At 44.3% G+C, this 16,699-nt stretch carries 14 protein-coding genes and 1 pseudogene; 10 read left to right on the forward strand and 5 right to left on the reverse strand.

The genetic code is table 11. The features are described 5' to 3' along the window. Positions 1–56: 56 nt before the first annotated feature. The 6 genes and pseudogenes from NK638_RS00865 (at position 57) to NK638_RS00890 (ending at position 5,383) form a co-directional block, all read left to right on the forward strand. Complete coding sequence (locus tag NK638_RS00865) at positions 57–302, forward strand: type II toxin-antitoxin system Phd/YefM family antitoxin (RefSeq protein ID WP_274631548.1); 246 nt, start codon at positions 57–59, stop codon at positions 300–302. A 181-nt stretch (positions 303–483) separates the two neighbouring features. Continuing rightward, positions 484–1,685 (forward strand): annotated as a pseudogene (gene prpF, locus NK638_RS00870) (2-methylaconitate cis-trans isomerase PrpF). 18 nt (positions 1,686–1,703) lie between these two features. Next, on the forward strand, positions 1,704–2,417 hold the full coding sequence (locus tag NK638_RS00875) for a hypothetical protein (protein ID WP_274631549.1): 714 nt from the start codon (positions 1,704–1,706) through the stop codon (positions 2,415–2,417). A gap of 118 nt (positions 2,418–2,535) precedes the next feature. Beyond that, positions 2,536–4,389: an ABC transporter ATP-binding protein gene (locus NK638_RS00880; RefSeq protein WP_274631550.1), complete on the forward strand. Its 1,854-nt coding sequence runs from the start codon at positions 2,536–2,538 to the stop codon at positions 4,387–4,389. A 156-nt stretch (positions 4,390–4,545) separates the two neighbouring features. Then, positions 4,546–5,166: a GNAT family N-acetyltransferase gene (locus tag NK638_RS00885; RefSeq protein WP_274631551.1), complete on the forward strand. Its 621-nt coding sequence runs from the start codon at positions 4,546–4,548 to the stop codon at positions 5,164–5,166. Positions 5,167–5,239: 73 nt separating this feature from the next. After that, on the forward strand, positions 5,240–5,383 hold the full coding sequence (locus tag NK638_RS00890) for a hypothetical protein (protein WP_274631552.1): 144 nt from the start codon (positions 5,240–5,242) through the stop codon (positions 5,381–5,383). 40 nt (positions 5,384–5,423) lie between these two features. Here the strand turns inward: NK638_RS00890 and NK638_RS00895 are convergent, their stop codons facing one another. Next, the gene (locus NK638_RS00895; RefSeq protein ID WP_274631553.1) at positions 5,424–6,200 is read right to left on the reverse strand and encodes an SDR family oxidoreductase; all 777 of its coding nucleotides are present in this window, start codon (positions 6,198–6,200) and stop codon (positions 5,424–5,426) included. A gap of 198 nt (positions 6,201–6,398) precedes the next feature. On the opposite strand from NK638_RS00895, the gene NK638_RS00900 reads away from it, so the two are divergent. Both NK638_RS00900 and NK638_RS00905 read left to right on the forward strand, forming a co-directional pair. Continuing rightward, positions 6,399–7,766, forward strand: coding sequence for a DUF2868 domain-containing protein (locus NK638_RS00900; protein WP_274631554.1), 1,368 nt, complete (start codon positions 6,399–6,401; stop codon positions 7,764–7,766). Between the two features lie 68 nt (positions 7,767–7,834). Next, positions 7,835–9,448, forward strand: coding sequence for a GTPase/DUF3482 domain-containing protein (locus NK638_RS00905; RefSeq protein ID WP_274631555.1), 1,614 nt, complete (start codon positions 7,835–7,837; stop codon positions 9,446–9,448). A 4-nt stretch (positions 9,449–9,452) separates the two neighbouring features. Here NK638_RS00905 and NK638_RS00910 read toward each other — a convergent pair whose 3' ends face one another. The 3 genes from NK638_RS00910 to NK638_RS00920 all read right to left on the reverse strand — a co-directional run bounded on the left by NK638_RS00910 (position 9,453) and on the right by NK638_RS00920 (position 12,653). Further along, positions 9,453–10,490, reverse strand: coding sequence for an ArsA family ATPase (locus tag NK638_RS00910; RefSeq protein ID WP_274631556.1), 1,038 nt, complete (start codon positions 10,488–10,490; stop codon positions 9,453–9,455). Positions 10,491–10,542: 52 nt separating this feature from the next. Then, positions 10,543–10,857: a cory-CC-star protein gene (locus NK638_RS00915; RefSeq protein WP_274631557.1), complete on the reverse strand. Its 315-nt coding sequence runs from the start codon at positions 10,855–10,857 to the stop codon at positions 10,543–10,545. A 116-nt stretch (positions 10,858–10,973) separates the two neighbouring features. Continuing rightward, positions 10,974–12,653 carry a carbon starvation CstA family protein gene (locus NK638_RS00920; protein ID WP_274631558.1) on the reverse strand — a complete coding sequence of 560 codons (1,680 nt, stop codon included), beginning with the start codon at positions 12,651–12,653 and terminating at the stop codon, positions 10,974–10,976. Positions 12,654–13,010: 357 nt separating this feature from the next. Between NK638_RS00920 and NK638_RS00925 the strand changes: the two genes are divergently transcribed. After that, positions 13,011–13,679, forward strand: a complete 669-nt coding sequence (locus tag NK638_RS00925; protein ID WP_274631559.1) for a hypothetical protein — start codon at positions 13,011–13,013, stop codon at positions 13,677–13,679. 90 nt (positions 13,680–13,769) lie between these two features. Then, entirely contained in the window at positions 13,770–14,330 is a 561-nt protein-coding gene (locus NK638_RS00930) for a hypoxanthine-guanine phosphoribosyltransferase (protein ID WP_274631560.1), read from the forward strand. Between the two features lie 76 nt (positions 14,331–14,406). On the opposite strand, the gene recD is transcribed toward NK638_RS00930, so the two are convergent. Continuing rightward, a complete protein-coding gene (recD, locus tag NK638_RS00935) occupies positions 14,407–16,620 on the reverse strand; it encodes an exodeoxyribonuclease V subunit alpha (protein ID WP_274631561.1) in 2,214 nt (737 codons plus the stop codon). Between the last annotated feature and the right edge of the window lie 79 nt (positions 16,621–16,699).

A 16,699-nucleotide genomic window follows, 5' to 3' on the forward strand; every position in this document is an offset into this window, starting at 1 on the left:
TTTGCAGAGTTACTATAGATTGTATTTTATTAAAATTTTATATTACGAGAAATTTTATGAAATTTATCAGCTTTACAGACGCTAATAAAGACTTTAAAGCCGTTTTAGATACGGTGAATAATGGTACCGATGTAGTAGTCATAAATCGTCAAAACGATAATGATGCGGTTGTTATGTCGAGTGCTCATTACAATGGTTTAATGGAGACGCTGTATTTATTAAAGTCATCTGCTAATGCTGCCCATTTGGCTAAATCTATTGAGCAGTATAAAGCTGGCAAAATGAGTTTAGGATTGCAGTAATCCTATCTAAAATAAAATGGTTCAACTCTATCAGTCTCGACTTCATCTTGAGCGATTAATAATTGACGTATGAACTCATAAGACAAATCAGGGTTATCTTGCATTATCTGATTAATTTTTGCCGAACTATACTACCAATAAAACTATAAACAAGTCATAAATATATAAAGGACTCTCAAAAATGACCAAACCAAAATTCGCCCCGCAAATCTCCGTCCCTGCCACCTATATGCGTGGCGGCACGTCAAAAGGCACGTTTTTTAAATTATCCGACTTACCTGAGCGTTGCCAAGTTGCAGGCTCGCCGCGAGATAACTTCTTACTACGTGTCATTGGTAGCCCAGATCCTTATGGTAAGCAAATCGACGGTTTAGGTAATGGCAGCTCTAGCACATCAAAAACGGTGTCAATTATTTATTTGGACAAGTTAATATCGCAAAGCCCATGATTGATTGGGCGGGTAACTGTGGTAACTTAACCGCCGCCGTGGGTGCTTGTGCCATTAATATGGGTTTAGTTGATGCAGACAAGATAGCTAGTAGTATTGATAAAGACGCGGACAGCGGTATTTGTGAAGTGCGTATCTGGCAAGAAAATATTGGCAAAACCATCATTGCTCATGTGCCAGTCTATAAAGATGCAAATGACAAAGTACAGGTTCAAGAGACAGGCGACTTTGAATTGGACGGCGTCACCTTCCCCGCTGCTGAGGTCAAAATTGAATTTATCGATCCGGTCGACTCATCCAGTGATATGTTCCCGACCAACAACCTCGTCGATGACTTTGATGTCTCTGGTTGTAGCCTCGATAAAGACAACGTCAAAGCCACCTTTATCAGCGCTGGTATCCCAACTATCTTTATGAAAGCGGAAGACTTAGGCTTTAGCGGTACAGAATTACAAGGCGATATTAATAGTAATGACGAACTATTAGCCAAGTTAGAAAAAATACGTGCGCGTGGCGGCGTGGCGATGGGATTGTTTAAAGATGAGAGTGAGGCACAAGCGAGCCAACATATCCCCAAAATTGCGTGGGTAGCACCAGCACAAAGCTATACCTCGTCAAGTGGTAAAGAAGTTAATGCAAATGATATCGATTTAGTGGTACGCGCGATGAGTATGGGGCAGCTGCATCATGCGATGATGGGTACCGCAGCGGTCGCCATTGCGGCAGCGGCCACCACGCAAGGGACATTGGTCAATGAGGCGGCTGGCGGTGGCGAGCTGTCCGAGGTGCGTTTTGGTCATCCATCAGGGACGCTACTGGTCGGCGGTAAGACCGAACAAGTCGACGGCCGCTGGCAAGCCAAAAAAGTGTCGATGAGCCGCTCAGCCCGCCGTATTATGGTTGGAGAAGTTTTTGTACCAGCGGATGCGTTTTAACTGATCGGGAAGCTTAATATGATTGAAGATATATATTTGAAGGAACAACTCAAAGAGTCATTCCTTATTATTGACTCTTGTTTAAAATCTTATTATGAAAATGAACCATATATGTATAAGCCTCTTGCCGGTCAATTACGGATTTTATTTTGTGATTCAAATAAAAAAAGAAGGGATAACTCTCTGCTTCCAAGAGTTTTTCCAAATATAGAATTAAACGCTTTGGAGAATATAATCTGGGATGATAATGAAAGCTCTTCTGTACAAATAATTCAAAATCCTGACAATACTAGCAGAATTGCTACTATGCCTTTCGAATTAATGCAATATAAAAACGGATTGGTAATTCCAAATTTTATATTCGCTAAGCAGAAAAAAATGTTAGATATACCAACGTGGGTTGAACAGTATTTAACTCATCATCCTACGACTCTACAAGTCAGAGATGTTATTAAGAATATAGCTGATAAAGGTGGCGGTGCTCATGTAGACTCTAACCCTTCAGCCAAGCAACGATATATGAACAAGATGACACCTTTTGGTCGTCAATACGGAGAAATGTTTATCGTAGCGATGGCTAGACTAGCACAACGAATGGGGGAAGATATTTTTGATTATAAAGGCTTTAGACCTTCTGTTGAATTAAATCTTGAACCTTATATTTCATATAAGTCAGTAATAATGGCTCACAGTGATTACTCTAATGCCATTACGAATAATTTAAAAAAATAAATCAAATATAGCTTTAGTAGAGATTAATTTTTTATATTATCTAATAATATGTAAGCCAATTATGCAAACCTCTCCCCAACCCCGCCGCGTACCCTTAGACAAAAAGTGTAAGCCAATTATGCAAACCTCTCCCCAACCCCGCCGCGTACCCTTAGACAAAAAGCCGCCAGTCAAAAAGACTGAGCGGCGCGCTTTATTGTGGAATATCCTCAAAAAGCTGGCGGTGTTTGCCGCGCCTTATAAGCTTTTAATCATTGCCACGCTGATCTTGACCGTACTTGGTTCCTTTACCGCGCAGGTCAATGCTTTTGTGTTGCGTTATGCTGTCGATACTTTGACTGAGATTGCCACACTTGCCGAGCCTTGGGAAGCGGGCGTACGTATGCTTGGCATTATCAGTGCGGTACTACTGACCAAAGAGATACTGTCGATATTTATCTCATTTGGGCAGCGCTTTTATGGCGAGAAGATTCGCATCAATCTCTCGCGGGATTTATCACAAAAGATTATCGAGCGTATTTTGACTTATCGCATGGCGTTTTATACCAGTAGTGAAAACGATAGCGGTAAACTACAAACTCGTATTGATTATGGGGTTAGTAGCCTAACAAGTTTGGTGCAAAACTTCTTTATCGATATGCTACCGCTGTTTGCCAGTGCCATTGTCTCGCTTATTATTATGTTCTCGACCAACTTTTGGATTGGTCTGGTTGGGCTGTTTATTATTCCGATTTACTTCTTTATTAGTCAAAAACAAGCCAGACGTCTACAAGGGTTTCGTCGGCAGATGCGTAGCTTTCGAGAAGCCAAAAGCGGACTGGTTATCTCGCTTATCAACTCAATCAGTGTGGTCAAATCCTTTGTCCGCGAGCCTATTGAAGCGCAAAAGCATCTAAAGATTCAAAAAGAGATGACCGATAATCAGCTGCGTATTCGCAGTATTGGCTTTATCTATGACGCGATTAAGACCTTTATTGAACAAATCGGCGTGGTGGTCATCATCTTGCTGACCTCTTACTTTGTGTTGCAGGGTCAAATGACCATTGGCATGATTTTATTTCACGTTATGCTATTTCAAAACGTCGCCGCCCCTATTCGCCAGCTGCACCGTATCTATGATCAGATTAATAATGCTTTAACTTATGCTGAAGGCTTTTTTGATATCTTAGAAGATGATAAGCAAATTGAAAATATCGATGGCATCAGTAGTAAAAACCTACAAGGCCACATCGAGTTAAAAAACGTCGACTTTACTTATCCCAACGGTACCCAAGCGCTAAAAGATGTCAGCTTTGAGATTCGCCCTAACCGTATCACTGCGCTTGTGGGGCTTAGCGGCGCGGGCAAGAGCACCATTATCAATCTATTGGTCAAATTTTATGAACCAGATGCTGGTATGATTTGCTTAGATGGTCATAATTTAAAAGACTGCGATACTCATGATTTACGTCAGAATATTGGTCTGGTATTACAAAGTAATCATATCTTCTCAGGCACTATTAGTGAAAACATCCGTTATGGCAATATGAATGCGACTATGGATGACATTATAGTCGCAGCAAAAAAGGCTTCGATTCATGAGCAAGTGATGCAATTAGCAGACGGTTACGAGAGTACGGCCAAATCGCTATCGGGCGGTCAGCAGCAGCGTATTGCGCTGGCACGTATGTTCTTAAAAGATCCACCGATTGTATTTTTGGATGAGCCAACGGCGAGCCTTGATGCCATCGCCAGTCAACAGGTCAAAAAAAGCTTAGATCTTATCAAAAAAGATAGAACGGTAATTATGGTCTCGCATAACATCGCGCAGATCATTGACGCTGATGATTTAGTAGTAATAGAAAATGGCCAAGTGGTGGAAACCGGTAGCCATGAGGAGCTGTACGATAAAGGCGGTAAGTATTACGAGATCTTTAGCGCGATGTCCGATAGTTTAAATCTAGATAAGATCAGTCAGACGATTCAGGGTTAATGTCTTATAGATTATTGCAAAAAGTACGTTTTGATAATAATCTAAGCGACGTCGTAGGCTGGTGCTTTTAGCCTAGCACCATAAACCCAAAAGCATTAAAAATATGCCTTCATTCAAACGCATTATTATCATCTCATTTGCAAAAGCCAAAATATTATGACCACCCAATTTTCTATCAAAACCTTTGATGAGTTAACCTCCGTCGATATCTACCATATTCTAAGAGCGCGCTCGCAGGTGTTTGTGGTGGAGCAAAACTGCGCTTATCAAGATATGGATGAGCTTGACTTTGACTGCTTACATCTCGTCGCGCATCAAAACGAAGCGCTCGTTGGTTATTGCCGTATTATTCCACCTGAATACAACAGGCTCAGATCTAACTTGAGCGCCGCCGATACCGATTCGCTTAATACCGCTATGTCAGCTATTGGTCGCGTACTGGTATTATCAGAGCATCGCGGTCAAGGTATAGCAAGGCAGATGATGATTCAAGCTATCGCTCATTGCCGCAAAAAATATGGCAAAAAGCGTCCTATTATTATCTCCGCACAGACTTATTTGCTCAGCTTTTATCAGACCTTAGGGTTTGTTCCTGAAGGAGATTACTACCTTGAGGATAATATCGAGCATGTAAAGATGGTGCTGCGAGTGGCCAAAAAGAGCAAAGTTAAAAAACCGCCGTCAGGAGGCTCGGGGGTGGCAAGTAAGGTTTTGGGTGTGCTGCTTTTACTCTTTAGCCTGATGTTTGTCGCAGGTCTGATTTATTTGATGACATAAGATAGCCATTTGTTGAATCTAAGCTGTCGAGTATCCTATCGGCCATAAACGTCGCCGCAAAGAAGGCGTTCCAGTGCTAAAAGCCAAGTTTCGCGCCAGTTTGGCCACACGTTTTATTGACAGTCACTGTGCCGATATCTTTGCGCTATGTGATGACCAAAGCCGCTTAGAGCAAACACCGGTCAATGAATTTATGGATTTATTTGTCTCCGATTAATGATTTGACGTTTTTATCAATCACCCGTTTTACCTATCTTTTACCAAGGGATCGACTCACCTGCCCAATCGACAAAACCACCAGATTGGGCAGCGCTCATCGAATCAAGCACGGCGAGTAAACGCGCCGCACTATAAGCAGGCGTGAACAGCTTTTTGTCCGCCACATTGCCCTGAAAAGGTGAAGACAGTTGGGTATCAACCGTACCTGGCTGCATGACCACCACGCAGACATCCTTTAGTGACCGCCTCCATTCAATGCTCAAATTCTTCATACCCATATTTAGCGCCGCTTTACTTATACGGTAGCTGTACCAACCGCCAAGTCTATTATCACTGATACTGCCCACACGCGCCGATATGGTCGCAAAAATGGCAGGGTGGTCCGCACTACGTTCAGATTTTGCGAGTAATGGCTTGATATGCTTGGCAATCAGTAGACTGGCTAAGGCATTAATCTGCATACTCTGCAAAAAAAAGTTCGTCTCCAGTTGTCGTAGCGCTTTTTCTGGCTGATTGTGTGGCGTATGTAATAAGCCGACACAGTTAATCACCCAATCAATATGAGTGGTTTGTTGCTTAATATCAGCAATGGCTTGTTCGATACTATCCTCATCGCTCACATCCATCGATATCCAATACAAATGATCTGCCATAAAGTCAGGCTGACTTTTGTGATAAGTGGCATATATCTTGGTATGTGCTGTATCAGTATCGCTTTGCTCATTAGCCAGATGTTGCCGCTGCAGGAGTGCTTGCACCATCGCCTGACCGATACCACCGGTGCCACCAATGACCAAATAATTTTTTTGTTTCATAATATCGCCCTTATGGTTATCTGTATTATAGGCTGCTGCTTATCTTTATTTCTCCATTTATTTTGGCGCATTTATTTTACATATACTATGAAAAAACGCTAAAAATAACCGAAGTCACCGCCATACGATATAGGCTACAATAATCATTCACACAATCAAACTGATGATTGTTGATCAACGCTTTTATACGGATATCTTATGCTATCACCCCAAGACCAACTGACTGAGCTGGTGCGCACGCTTGAGACACAGCAGCATGTCTTTGCAACCGACCCACTACTTATCACCGAAAAGCTGCAAGGTGAGGATGGAAAACCTATCCAAAAACTGCACCGCCGCGCCTCACGTATTGATAGTAACGGTGCGCTGGCAGGGGTGCTCGGCAAGATTGATGGCCGCATCAAGGGTATCATGATAGTCATGAGTGTGGTGTGGTGCATCTCAGGGTTTCTAGGACTGTTTACCCTACTTCAGACCAATGTGGTTAATTTCTTTTATGTGCTGGTCTGCTTGCTTGGCTTTCATACCATTATGCTCTTAGGCTGGCTTGCGATGACGCTCATCAATCAAGGCAAACAGTCGTCCAATTGGTTTGCCAGTTTTGTCAGTCCCAGCTATCTTATTCGTGGTAAAGACGATGTGACCAAAGCAGCCGTGAACTTGTACGAGCGTCAACTACAGCACAGCGGTATGCGCTGGTATTTGGGGCGTTTTAGCCATCAATTATGGCTCGCTACCTTGACGGGTATGCTGCTGGCCATTGTGTTTTTATTGATCGTGCGTCAGTACAGCTTTAGCTGGGAGTCGACCTTACTGTCTGATCAGGCGCTTATCACGTTGACTCAGATACTCGGCTGGCTGCCAAGCTTGGTAGGGTTTGACGTGCCAGACAGTACCGCTATCGCCCAAAGCCGCATGGTGACTGAGGCGATGCCGCTGTCTGCCGCGCGGCAATGGGCGGGGCTGCTGGTAGGAAGCTTGCTGATGTATGGTATCGTACCTAGAGCAATCGCTTGGGCGTTTTGTGCGTTGATGTTTCGCCGCAAAAAAATGCGCCTAGATATCAAGCAGCCTTATTATCAAAAAATTTTGAATTTTTGGCAGCGTCATGTGGTGGATGCTGATGATTTTAAAGAAGCACCCGCTCCTGTCGCGCCAAAAGCGACGGTCAGCACTGGTAAAAAACTGGTGGCCCTACTCGAGTATCCAGCAAAGCAAGACAACTGGTGGCATGGGGGTCTTGATGCCGATATTAATGATAATAGTGAGATAGAGGATTTCGGTATCGTTGATGACCGCGAGGATATGGAGCGCTTGACAAGCTATCTTGATAAGCACCCCGTGCAAGTATTATTAGGCGTTCATAGTAATGCGCTGCCTGATCGCGGCACCCTGCGTAAAATCGATCGTATCGCAGAGCATGCGGCAGACGGGCTTATTATCCAGCTGCTTAGTGATGGCACTTTGGCAAAAGGCTCGGTGCAGACGATAGCAAACCAAGACACTCGCTATCAACAGTGGCAAACCGCGCTTGCGGCGCGAAACATTGGTCTAGTGGACAGTTAGTCACGTTTTTTGGTATTTGCACAAAAGCTCTAGCGTTTATATATATATGAATAATACGGAAACATAAAATGGATAATAATAAAACCAATGGTCAGCCCGTCGGCCTATTTGCCGACAAAGCTCTAAAAGACGAGACCCATGTAGGGTATGTAAAGGCCGCGCCAACAGCATCTACGCAGACTCATGCCACTGAAGAATCAAACGACTTGACAGCGCACGCTGGCAAAAAAACAACCATCGCCAGTGGCGAAGCGCTGAAACTGGCAGTCGTTGGCCATACCAACACAGGTAAAACCTCTATCCTGCGCACACTATTACGTGATGTTTATTTTGGTGAAGTCAAAAATGAGGCGGCCACCACGCGTCATGTGGAGCAAGCCAAACTCACAGATAGCCAAACCGGTGAAGACTTGGTCATACTATATGATACCCCTGGCCTAGAGGACGCTTCAGGACTGATGGATTGGCTAGAAGACAATACGGCCAGTCGCCGTGATGGTATTGAGCGTTTGCAGGAGTTTTTGGCCGCAGATATTGCCCAAGGTGGTGATGCCCTAACGAGCAGTGGCGGCAATGACGACTATAGCCAAGAAGCCAAAGTGATTCGGCAGCTGCTGGCAAGCGATATGGCCATTTATGTCGTCGATGCGCGTGAGCCGGTACTCGGTAAATACAAAGACGAGTTGGCTATTTTATCGTGGGCGGCGATACCAGTGATGCCAGTATTTAATTTTACCGACAGTCAGGGTGCCAATATCGATGAGTGGCAAACGATGCTGGCAAGACGCAATCTGCATATATCGACGCGCTTTGATTCCGTCGCCTTTGAATTTGAAGACGAGATGCGCCTATGGCAAAATCTCGCCACCATGCTCACTCACTCGGAGATGCTTGAGCAACTGATGACGCGTCGAACAGAGAACTGGGCACAGCTGTATGATGAGGCCAATATCATCATTGCCGACTTTTTATTAAATGTCGCCGCTTTCGTTTATGAAATCAATGAAGATGATGACCCAATGCCCATACTTGCACAAATGCAAGAAGCGGTGAGGCAAAGCGAACGGGCGATGCAGCACAATTTGCTCAATTTATATAAGTTTTATGATAATGCGGTAGCAGCCACCCCGCTTGAATTGCAAGCGTACCAGCAAGATCCTTTTGACCCTGAGCTGCTCAAAAGCTATGGTATTCGCACCACGTCGGGCGCGGCAGCAGGTGCACTATTAGGCTTGGGTATTGATGCGGCGGCCCTTGGCACGACGTTGGGATTGGGCGCTGCCATCGGTGGTATCGCAGGTGGGTTATTGTCTAATACCAGTAGCATCGCTGATAAAATCACTGGCGTAAAGCGCTTATATATCGACCCTGCCACTCTAACCTTACTCGCCACGCGTGCGATAGATTTGCTTACCGCCCTGCGCCATCGCGGTCATGCAGCAACTGATGCCACGCAATTGCTGTATAAAGGGGAAAAAACCAATACTGAGCAAGCGTTAGATGACGACGGCCATACCGTCACGCCATGGCCGACACACAAACTACCAAGCGAGCTCAAAAAAGCGCGCGGCAAACCGCAGTGGTCATCGCTTAGTAGCGGTAAATCCGAGCAGGCTCAGCTATTACGTGCCGATATGGCGTGGTCGCTGGCGAGCAAATTACAATCACGTGAGTCTGAGTGACCAGCTAGAATGAAGCCTCTAGCAAGGTACTTAATGCATCTGTACCGCGTACGTCTGTTTTTTGCAAATAGATTGGGTATAGCGAATAATTGGGAAAACTGCTTTCAATATCTTGCAGTAGCTGTTGCTGGCGCTCGGCGCGATGCTGCCAAAATGCATCCGCCTGCGTCGGTTTGATTAGTTGATTGATTACTATCGCTGCTGGCGGCAGTTTACTGTCCTCTAATTGTGAGACAGCGCGTTTGGTCTCAGCCAGTGGTAACACGTCGGCGGTCATTACCAAGACAATCGCCGTTTGGCCACGGTCATGCAGCAGTAGGCCTGCTTGACGAAACAGTGCTTTGCGTTTTTCTAGTACTGCTACCGCTTGCTCCCAGCGATCCGATTTTTTTGCAGCAAATGGATTTGGCACATCATGATCGCTGTTTTTTTGACCACCACTACCACGCGTTTGCTTGTGACTGTCTAAATGGTTCGCCACCGAGCGCAATTTGGCTTGCCGCCTTTGCTGTGCCAATAATCCATCTGTCCATGCGCCCATCATTTCTGGTAGTACTAGCAACCGTAGCGTATGCCCTGTCGGTGCAGTATCAAAGATAATATGCTCATAGCCTGCATCAGCCGCTTCGACTAAATGCTGACACATGGATTCGAGCATCGCTGCTTCTTGTGCACCGGGTGCCGACTTAGATAGACGCAGGTGCTCACGAATTTTGGGCATCATATCGGGATTGGCATAAGCACTGATTGTGCGCTCCACTTGAGCAAAATGCGCATCGACGATGACGTCAGGATTTAGCTCGATAGCATCAAGATAAGGCGTTACCGCTGTTTTCTCGTTACTTAACCGCATATTAAGCACATCACCCAAGCTATGGGCCGGATCGGTTGAGACAATCAGCGTTTTTTGCTGCTGGCTTGCGTAATAACTGGCAAGGGCGGCGGCAGTAGTGGTCTTGCCCACACCGCCCTTACCGCCGATAAATATAATCGGTTGTGCTTTTAGTTGTTCTACTAATGTATGTAGAGGATGTAATGCCATATTTTTATCTCATTTCTTATATTATTTTTATTTTTCAATCATAAATAAACGATTAGCAGCAGCCAACATGGTCAAATGGGCATCTATACATACCCATGCGCGTGTGCCATTCGTGAAAGTTTTCTAAAAATAACGGCTGTAACTCTAAGGTATAAAAGCTGGCAGGATTATCAATACCGAGGCTCTCTGCAAACATCATCAGCATAAAAAAATCTTCTTCGTCACGCGCTGCCCGTGCCATCGTTTGACGATATGGTGCATGATAAAACTCATTGAGTCCTGCCACAAGCCGTTGCCACCACGATTGGTTATCTTTTAGACGGTCTGGCATGTTTTCTAGGTTATTTGGTGTCTTGTTATCTTCCATGATTTACTCGCATTTTGCTTATTTATCATACCTATGATGCCTACCTCATACAAAAAACGCCAGCAATTGCTGCTAGCGTTTTTTATAAAGATATGGGTGATAGGTTCTAACCTCAACTAGGAGTCCGTTTTAGCTTTATGCGATGTCCATTCTTTACGCAGTACCGACAGACTCTCAAACATCACTAAAATCGTGGCGATTAAAATGACAATATCCATAATAATGAGTAGCCAATTACCATCATTAAAGAACGTTTTTAGCTGAATTAATAATGCAAAGATGGTCATGATCAGTAAAAATGATAAAGGCGCTAAGGTATACCAGACAGGCTTACCTTTACGCAGTAAGATAACTGTGACGATCATCAAGGTTAAGGCTGCCATGAGCTGGTTGGTCGTACCAAATAGTGGCCAGATAATCATACCACCAGCGCCATCTATACCACCAGCGCCAAATGCCAATAGCAAACAGCTTCCTACGGCAAGCAAGGTAGCCACGACGCTTTTACTCAGTACAGGTAGCTTGTAAATCTCACCAAACTCTTGAAATATATAGCGCTGCAAGCGAACACCAGTATCCATCGTAGTACCAGCAAACAAAGCTGCCATCACGGTAAGCATGGTCTGGGATAGCACGATATCGATACCCACACCGGCGTTGAGTATGGTGGCACCGCCATCGATGAAGGCCCCCACAGAGCCGTCACCAAATTTTTGATAAACCGCTTGCCAATCCCCTAAGCTGGCAAAGCCGGCAGTGGCCGCAAGAATGGCACCGAGCGCCAGCATTCCCTCACCCAGTGCACCAAAATACCCGACAAAGCGCACATCTTCTTCTTTGTCGATCTGCTTGGAGGTCGTCCCAGTCGCCACCAATCCATGAAACCCTGAAATAGCACCACAGGCAATGGTCACAAATAGCAAAGGTAGCAGCGAAGGCGTACCGACTGGCAGTGCGGTATTGACGGCTGGGGCGACGATGTTTGGCGTTGCGATAAATACTGCCGCGTATAATAAAACCAAACCGACAAATAACTGCAAACCATTGATATAATCGCGCGGCTGCAATAGCATCCACACCGGCAATAACGATGCAATCGCCGCATAAGTAAATAAGATAATGATCCACAGGGCATTATCAGGAAGACCCATAAAGGTCTCAGGTAACACCACAGGGAACATAGGGCCAAGATAAATCAGCCCATATAAAGCAGTGACGCCAATGATAGACACCCAAACCAGATTCATCTTATAGCGATAGATACACTGACCGATGATAAAGGCCACCACTAACGCGCCCCACACTGGTAGTACAGCAGACGGCGTTTTTATCATCATATTGGCGATAGCAACACCAAACACCGCATTGACCATCAATAACAATAAAAATATTACGACCATCATCAAGCTGCGCACACGTGTGCCCATGACCGTACCCGCGATAGAGCCAATCGACTGACCGCGATTGCGCATACTCGCCCAAATAGCGGACATATCGTGGACACCCGCCATAAAAATAGTCCCCAACACCACCCAAATGATGGCAGGCACCCAGCCCCAAATCACTGCAATAGCTGGACCGATGATCGGTGCCGCCCCTGCCACTGAGGTAAAATGATGTCCCCACAATACATACTTATTGGTAGGGACGTAATCAATCCCATCTTTCATCGTATGAGCTGGCGTGGGACGACTGTTGTCCAATGCCAGAATTTTTGTGGCGATAAATTTTGAATAAAACACATAACCGCAGAGCATGGCAGCAACTGCAATTAGCAGTACAATAGCACTATTCATCTTATCTCTCCCTAGACAAGTATTAGATGGCCTTATGAGTTCAAGCTTTTTAAATCAAAATCAAAAAAGTATGCTAAATTAGTGAGCGATGAAAGCCTCAGAACATTGCTATCAAAGACATAGCAGCTGATCATTGATTTGATTGATAGCACCGATTTTTCATATGGTATTGTAAGATTAAAACGCTTGGTAAATGAACACAAATTTTGATGAATTTTTCTTTGTCTATCTATAAGCATGTCTTCACTTCCTGTATGTTTTGATAAAAGACATGCCTTAGATGGTAACTGATTTATTGAAGGTTACAAAGGTTACAACAGTAGTAAGACGTTAAAAACAACAAATAAAGGAGTTAGCATGGCACATTATTTTGGATTCGTTCCTTCAGACAAATTAAAAGCGCTTATTACTGAAGCAGAGCAAGTGGTTGAATCAAATGAGTCAGTAGATTACTACCCTTATCGCGACGCGTTGACTCACCAAACCGCGCGTGACCTGATTGACAACCTACTCGTCGGCTTAGTGGATATCATTCCAAACCCTGAGCGTCAAGCAGCCATGCGCAAAGTGGTCGGCACCGTTGAAAAAGCGACGGACACGCTATTAAACATCCTACTGGGTAAAGAAAACAACGAAGAAGTGCTACCCAGCTTTCATTTTTTAAGAGATCGAGCGACATTTATCGATAATGATGGTATCAAGCGCATTGGTTTTCAGCTGTCTGATAAAGACGCCATGACCATCGACAAAGGCTTTGCAGCGATTACGCCTGAGCATACAGATATGAAAACCTTTAAAACCGCGCTTGAAACCATGAACGAGGAAACGTTGACACACTTTGTCAGCCGCTATGCTGAAACCTTGAAGCTTGGCATGATCAAACGCAAATCTGTGCCCGTTGCCAAAGCGACCATCGACAAAGGCATGTCTATGGCATTAAACAAGCTATTGCCCGATTTGCCAGATACTTCCTTAAACCGTTTGGCCAATTATTACCGCCCCTTTATCGTAAAAAAGCCAGAATAGCGAATATTATATTTTTATTAAGACTGGAATGTTGGGCAAATTTAGTAAAATTTGCTAAAATAGGCGGCACTTTTATCAAAGGCGCAACCCATGACCCAAATTAGTAACCAAGAAATCGAAAAAACCCTACGCAACTCAGAGTGCCTTATTAGCAGTATCGAAGTTGCCGCAGCTTATGAGCGTCTGGCCGCTCAGCTCAACCTGCACTACGCTGGCCTAAATCCTATCGTCATGGTCGTGATGAACGGCGGATTGATTCCAGCTGGTCAACTACTGACCCATTTGACTTTTTATCATCGTATGCATTATATCCATGCCTCACGCTACCGTGATAACGAAGGTACCAATGAGCTAGACTGGAAATTTAAGCCTGATGTCAGTATCGAAGGTGAGCACGTACTGCTGATCGATGATATTTTTGACGAAGGCATCACCCTAAAAGCCGTCGTAGAACAACTTGGTAAAGAAAAACCGCTGTCTATCGAATGCTGCGTGCTGCTAAATAAAGAACATGATCGCAAAGTTCCTGACTTTGATGTGGATTTTGTCGGTATCAACGTTGCAGACCGTTATGTCTATGGTTGTGGCATGGATTTCCATGGTTATCTACGTCACCTGCCAGGTATTTATGCCATTAAAGAAGAAGCGTAAGCGCTTTATTTAAGCGGGCATTTTTAAAAGCATCCTAATCGGATGCTTTTTTTTGCTTATAGGTTTAGTAGTGACTCTAAAACTGTAAGGCTAACCCTGTATGGCGCTCAGTGGGCGTTTGAACGGCTTTTTCTAGTGCGTGTTTTGTACTATATATGGTCACTTGTTTTTTGGCACGTGTCACAGCGGTGTAAATCAGTTCTTTACTCAGCAGCCTTGCGTGACTATTGTCAAAAGTAATGATCACATGATCAAACTCTGATCCTTGGGATTTATGAATAGTCATCGCATAAGCGGTGGCAATGACCTCTTCATTGAGCAAATTAACAGCAATCCCCTGCTCCTTATTTTCAAAAAACACCTCGAGACGGCTACGATCATCGCTAGTCTGCAAACAAAAACCAATATCGCCATTAAACAACCCTAACTCATAGTTGTTTTGTAGAATCATGACAGGGCGGCCATGAAACCAAGTGTTTTGACCCAAAGGCAGCTTCAGCTCAGCAAGATGCCACTGTGTAAAATAGTTATTGATGTAATGATCACCCCATTCACCATTGTGGCCGGCAGTTAATATTCGAAACTGATTGAAGGTGTTCATTAGCGAAGTAATGGTTGTTTTGACTAACTTTGGCATGGATTTTTCTATTGGGTTTTGCAGAAGATTCTTGATTTTATTTAAGTATGAGTTATAATGTTTAGTTGCTTTTAATATTCTTTCTTTATCGCTTAGGCTATTTATTATAGCATTATCATTAGCTGATGAAGTTGGTAAGCTATTGATATTGTTTATATACTCAAAGCTCAGTGCCTCATCATATTTTAACAACTGCCAAATAGCCTGCGTGTCGGTTTCTATTTTATTTATTTGATAAGCAAGTTTACCAATACCAGAGTCAGCGGTAAATCGGCGACTCTCTGTGAGCTCCGCATGAATCGCCTGCAAGCGCGGAATACGGCATAAATCAGCCAATACCGCCCCTGCATCTACCGCAGCCAACTGGTTGGCATCACCCAACAATATCAGTCGCGCCCCAGGCTTTACTGCACTGACAAGGTAATTTGCCAGCTCCACCCCTAGCATCGATGCTTCATCGACGATAATGATATCCTCGCCAAGTGGATTATTGGCATCATAACGCGGTCTGCCCGTACGTCCGATACCTAGCAAGCGATGAATGGTTTTGGCTTCTTGTAATTGTAGTTCGACATTCGCAGCGTCTAACGCAGCTTGCAAAGACTCTTGCATACGCTGTGCCGCTTTACCCGTTGGCGCGGCTAACGCTAGGCTAGCACTGTCTGTACTAAACTTGATTTTTTCATGTGCCGCCCCCCTACTCTCTGTCGCTTGCTGCAATGCCATCACCAGCTGCGCCACGGTGTAAGTCTTGCCCGTGCCTGGGCCGCCTGTAATGATACTAAAGGCATTTTTATTGGCGATATCAATCGCCTTTATCTGATTTTCGTGAAGGTTGTCAGGTATTGCTATCTTAAGCGGCGTTACTTGTTGGTCTAAAATAGTATTGATGCGTGCCGCTAAGTTAAATTCTGCTTGCCACGCTCGGTGTAACCAAAACGTGATTGCTGCGTTTTGTTTATCATGCTCCTTGCCGTTAATGTGCTGATAAATGATAGGTTGATTATTTTTGCTTAGGCTATTTTTATTTTCATTATGGTTTGCGTTTGCATTAACGTCAGCGAACAAAGTGTGCTCATCGATTAACTTAGCAAAAAACGTTAAGTTACTATTTTTCAATAACTGGTAGAGTGCCGCTACTGCATCAAGCCTTTTAACCAACATCTCTTTTTCATGATTGCTAAGTGCCAGCTGCGCCCATAACTGGTCTTGCTTAGCAAACAAATTCTCCAGCAACACAAATATTGATGCCTCTGCCGTAATATCAACCTCTGATTGAACCGCTATTTGAGTGTCAATCAAGGCAATCAGTGGCATTGCTAGCATCTCTAACAGCTGCTGTTGCCACTCATATAGTGTCACTGTCTCGCCACCAACCCGACCACTATGCGGCGCTTCATGCTCAGTTTCCTGAATGCTGAGTACAGTATGCCCCTCTTCTAAATGCGCAGCCAACATAGTAAATAGAGCGGTAAATAAGCCGTTATCTGATGCTGAGTCTACTTTTGCACTACTCTCCTTAGCCGTTGCATCGGCCCTGCTATAGGCTACATGCGTTTGCTGACGACGTAGCAAAATATAATCGCTAATATTACTGGCCCAGCTTTCTTGTGAGCTGATATCAGCCTTACTTTTATTGTTATTATTACTCATGATGTGTTCTTCTCTATATTTATATAATCAGTTCAATTTAGGGCTTTAAAAAAGTATCCTAGCAGCACTATGTTATCCT

Origin of the sequence: Psychrobacter sp. A3, assembly GCF_028823565.1 — a bacterium.
GTDB classification, from domain to species: domain Bacteria; phylum Pseudomonadota; class Gammaproteobacteria; order Pseudomonadales; family Moraxellaceae; genus Psychrobacter; species Psychrobacter celer.

Excerpts from the sequence above, each read along its gene's own strand:
- NK638_RS00915 (WP_274631557.1), bottom strand. The coding sequence starts at position 10,857 with ATGGAAGATAACAAGACACCAAATAACCTAGAAAACATGCCAGACCGT.
- NK638_RS00865 (WP_274631548.1), top strand. The coding sequence starts at position 57 with ATGAAATTTATCAGCTTTACAGACGCTAATAAAGACTTTAAAGCCGTT.
- NK638_RS00920 (WP_274631558.1), bottom strand. The coding sequence starts at position 12,653 with ATGAATAGTGCTATTGTACTGCTAATTGCAGTTGCTGCCATGCTCTGC.
- NK638_RS00885 (WP_274631551.1), top strand. The coding sequence starts at position 4,546 with ATGACCACCCAATTTTCTATCAAAACCTTTGATGAGTTAACCTCCGTC.
- NK638_RS00910 (WP_274631556.1), bottom strand. The coding sequence starts at position 10,490 with ATGGCATTACATCCTCTACATACATTAGTAGAACAACTAAAAGCACAA.
- NK638_RS00880 (WP_274631550.1), top strand. The coding sequence starts at position 2,536 with ATGCAAACCTCTCCCCAACCCCGCCGCGTACCCTTAGACAAAAAGCCG.
- NK638_RS00930 (WP_274631560.1), top strand. The coding sequence starts at position 13,770 with ATGACCCAAATTAGTAACCAAGAAATCGAAAAAACCCTACGCAACTCA.
- NK638_RS00905 (WP_274631555.1), top strand. The coding sequence starts at position 7,835 with ATGGATAATAATAAAACCAATGGTCAGCCCGTCGGCCTATTTGCCGAC.
- recD (WP_274631561.1), bottom strand. The coding sequence starts at position 16,620 with ATGAGTAATAATAACAATAAAAGTAAGGCTGATATCAGCTCACAAGAA.
- NK638_RS00875 (WP_274631549.1), top strand. The coding sequence starts at position 1,704 with ATGATTGAAGATATATATTTGAAGGAACAACTCAAAGAGTCATTCCTT.
- NK638_RS00895 (WP_274631553.1), bottom strand. The coding sequence starts at position 6,200 with ATGAAACAAAAAAATTATTTGGTCATTGGTGGCACCGGTGGTATCGGT.
- NK638_RS00925 (WP_274631559.1), top strand. The coding sequence starts at position 13,011 with ATGGCACATTATTTTGGATTCGTTCCTTCAGACAAATTAAAAGCGCTT.
- NK638_RS00900 (WP_274631554.1), top strand. The coding sequence starts at position 6,399 with ATGCTATCACCCCAAGACCAACTGACTGAGCTGGTGCGCACGCTTGAG.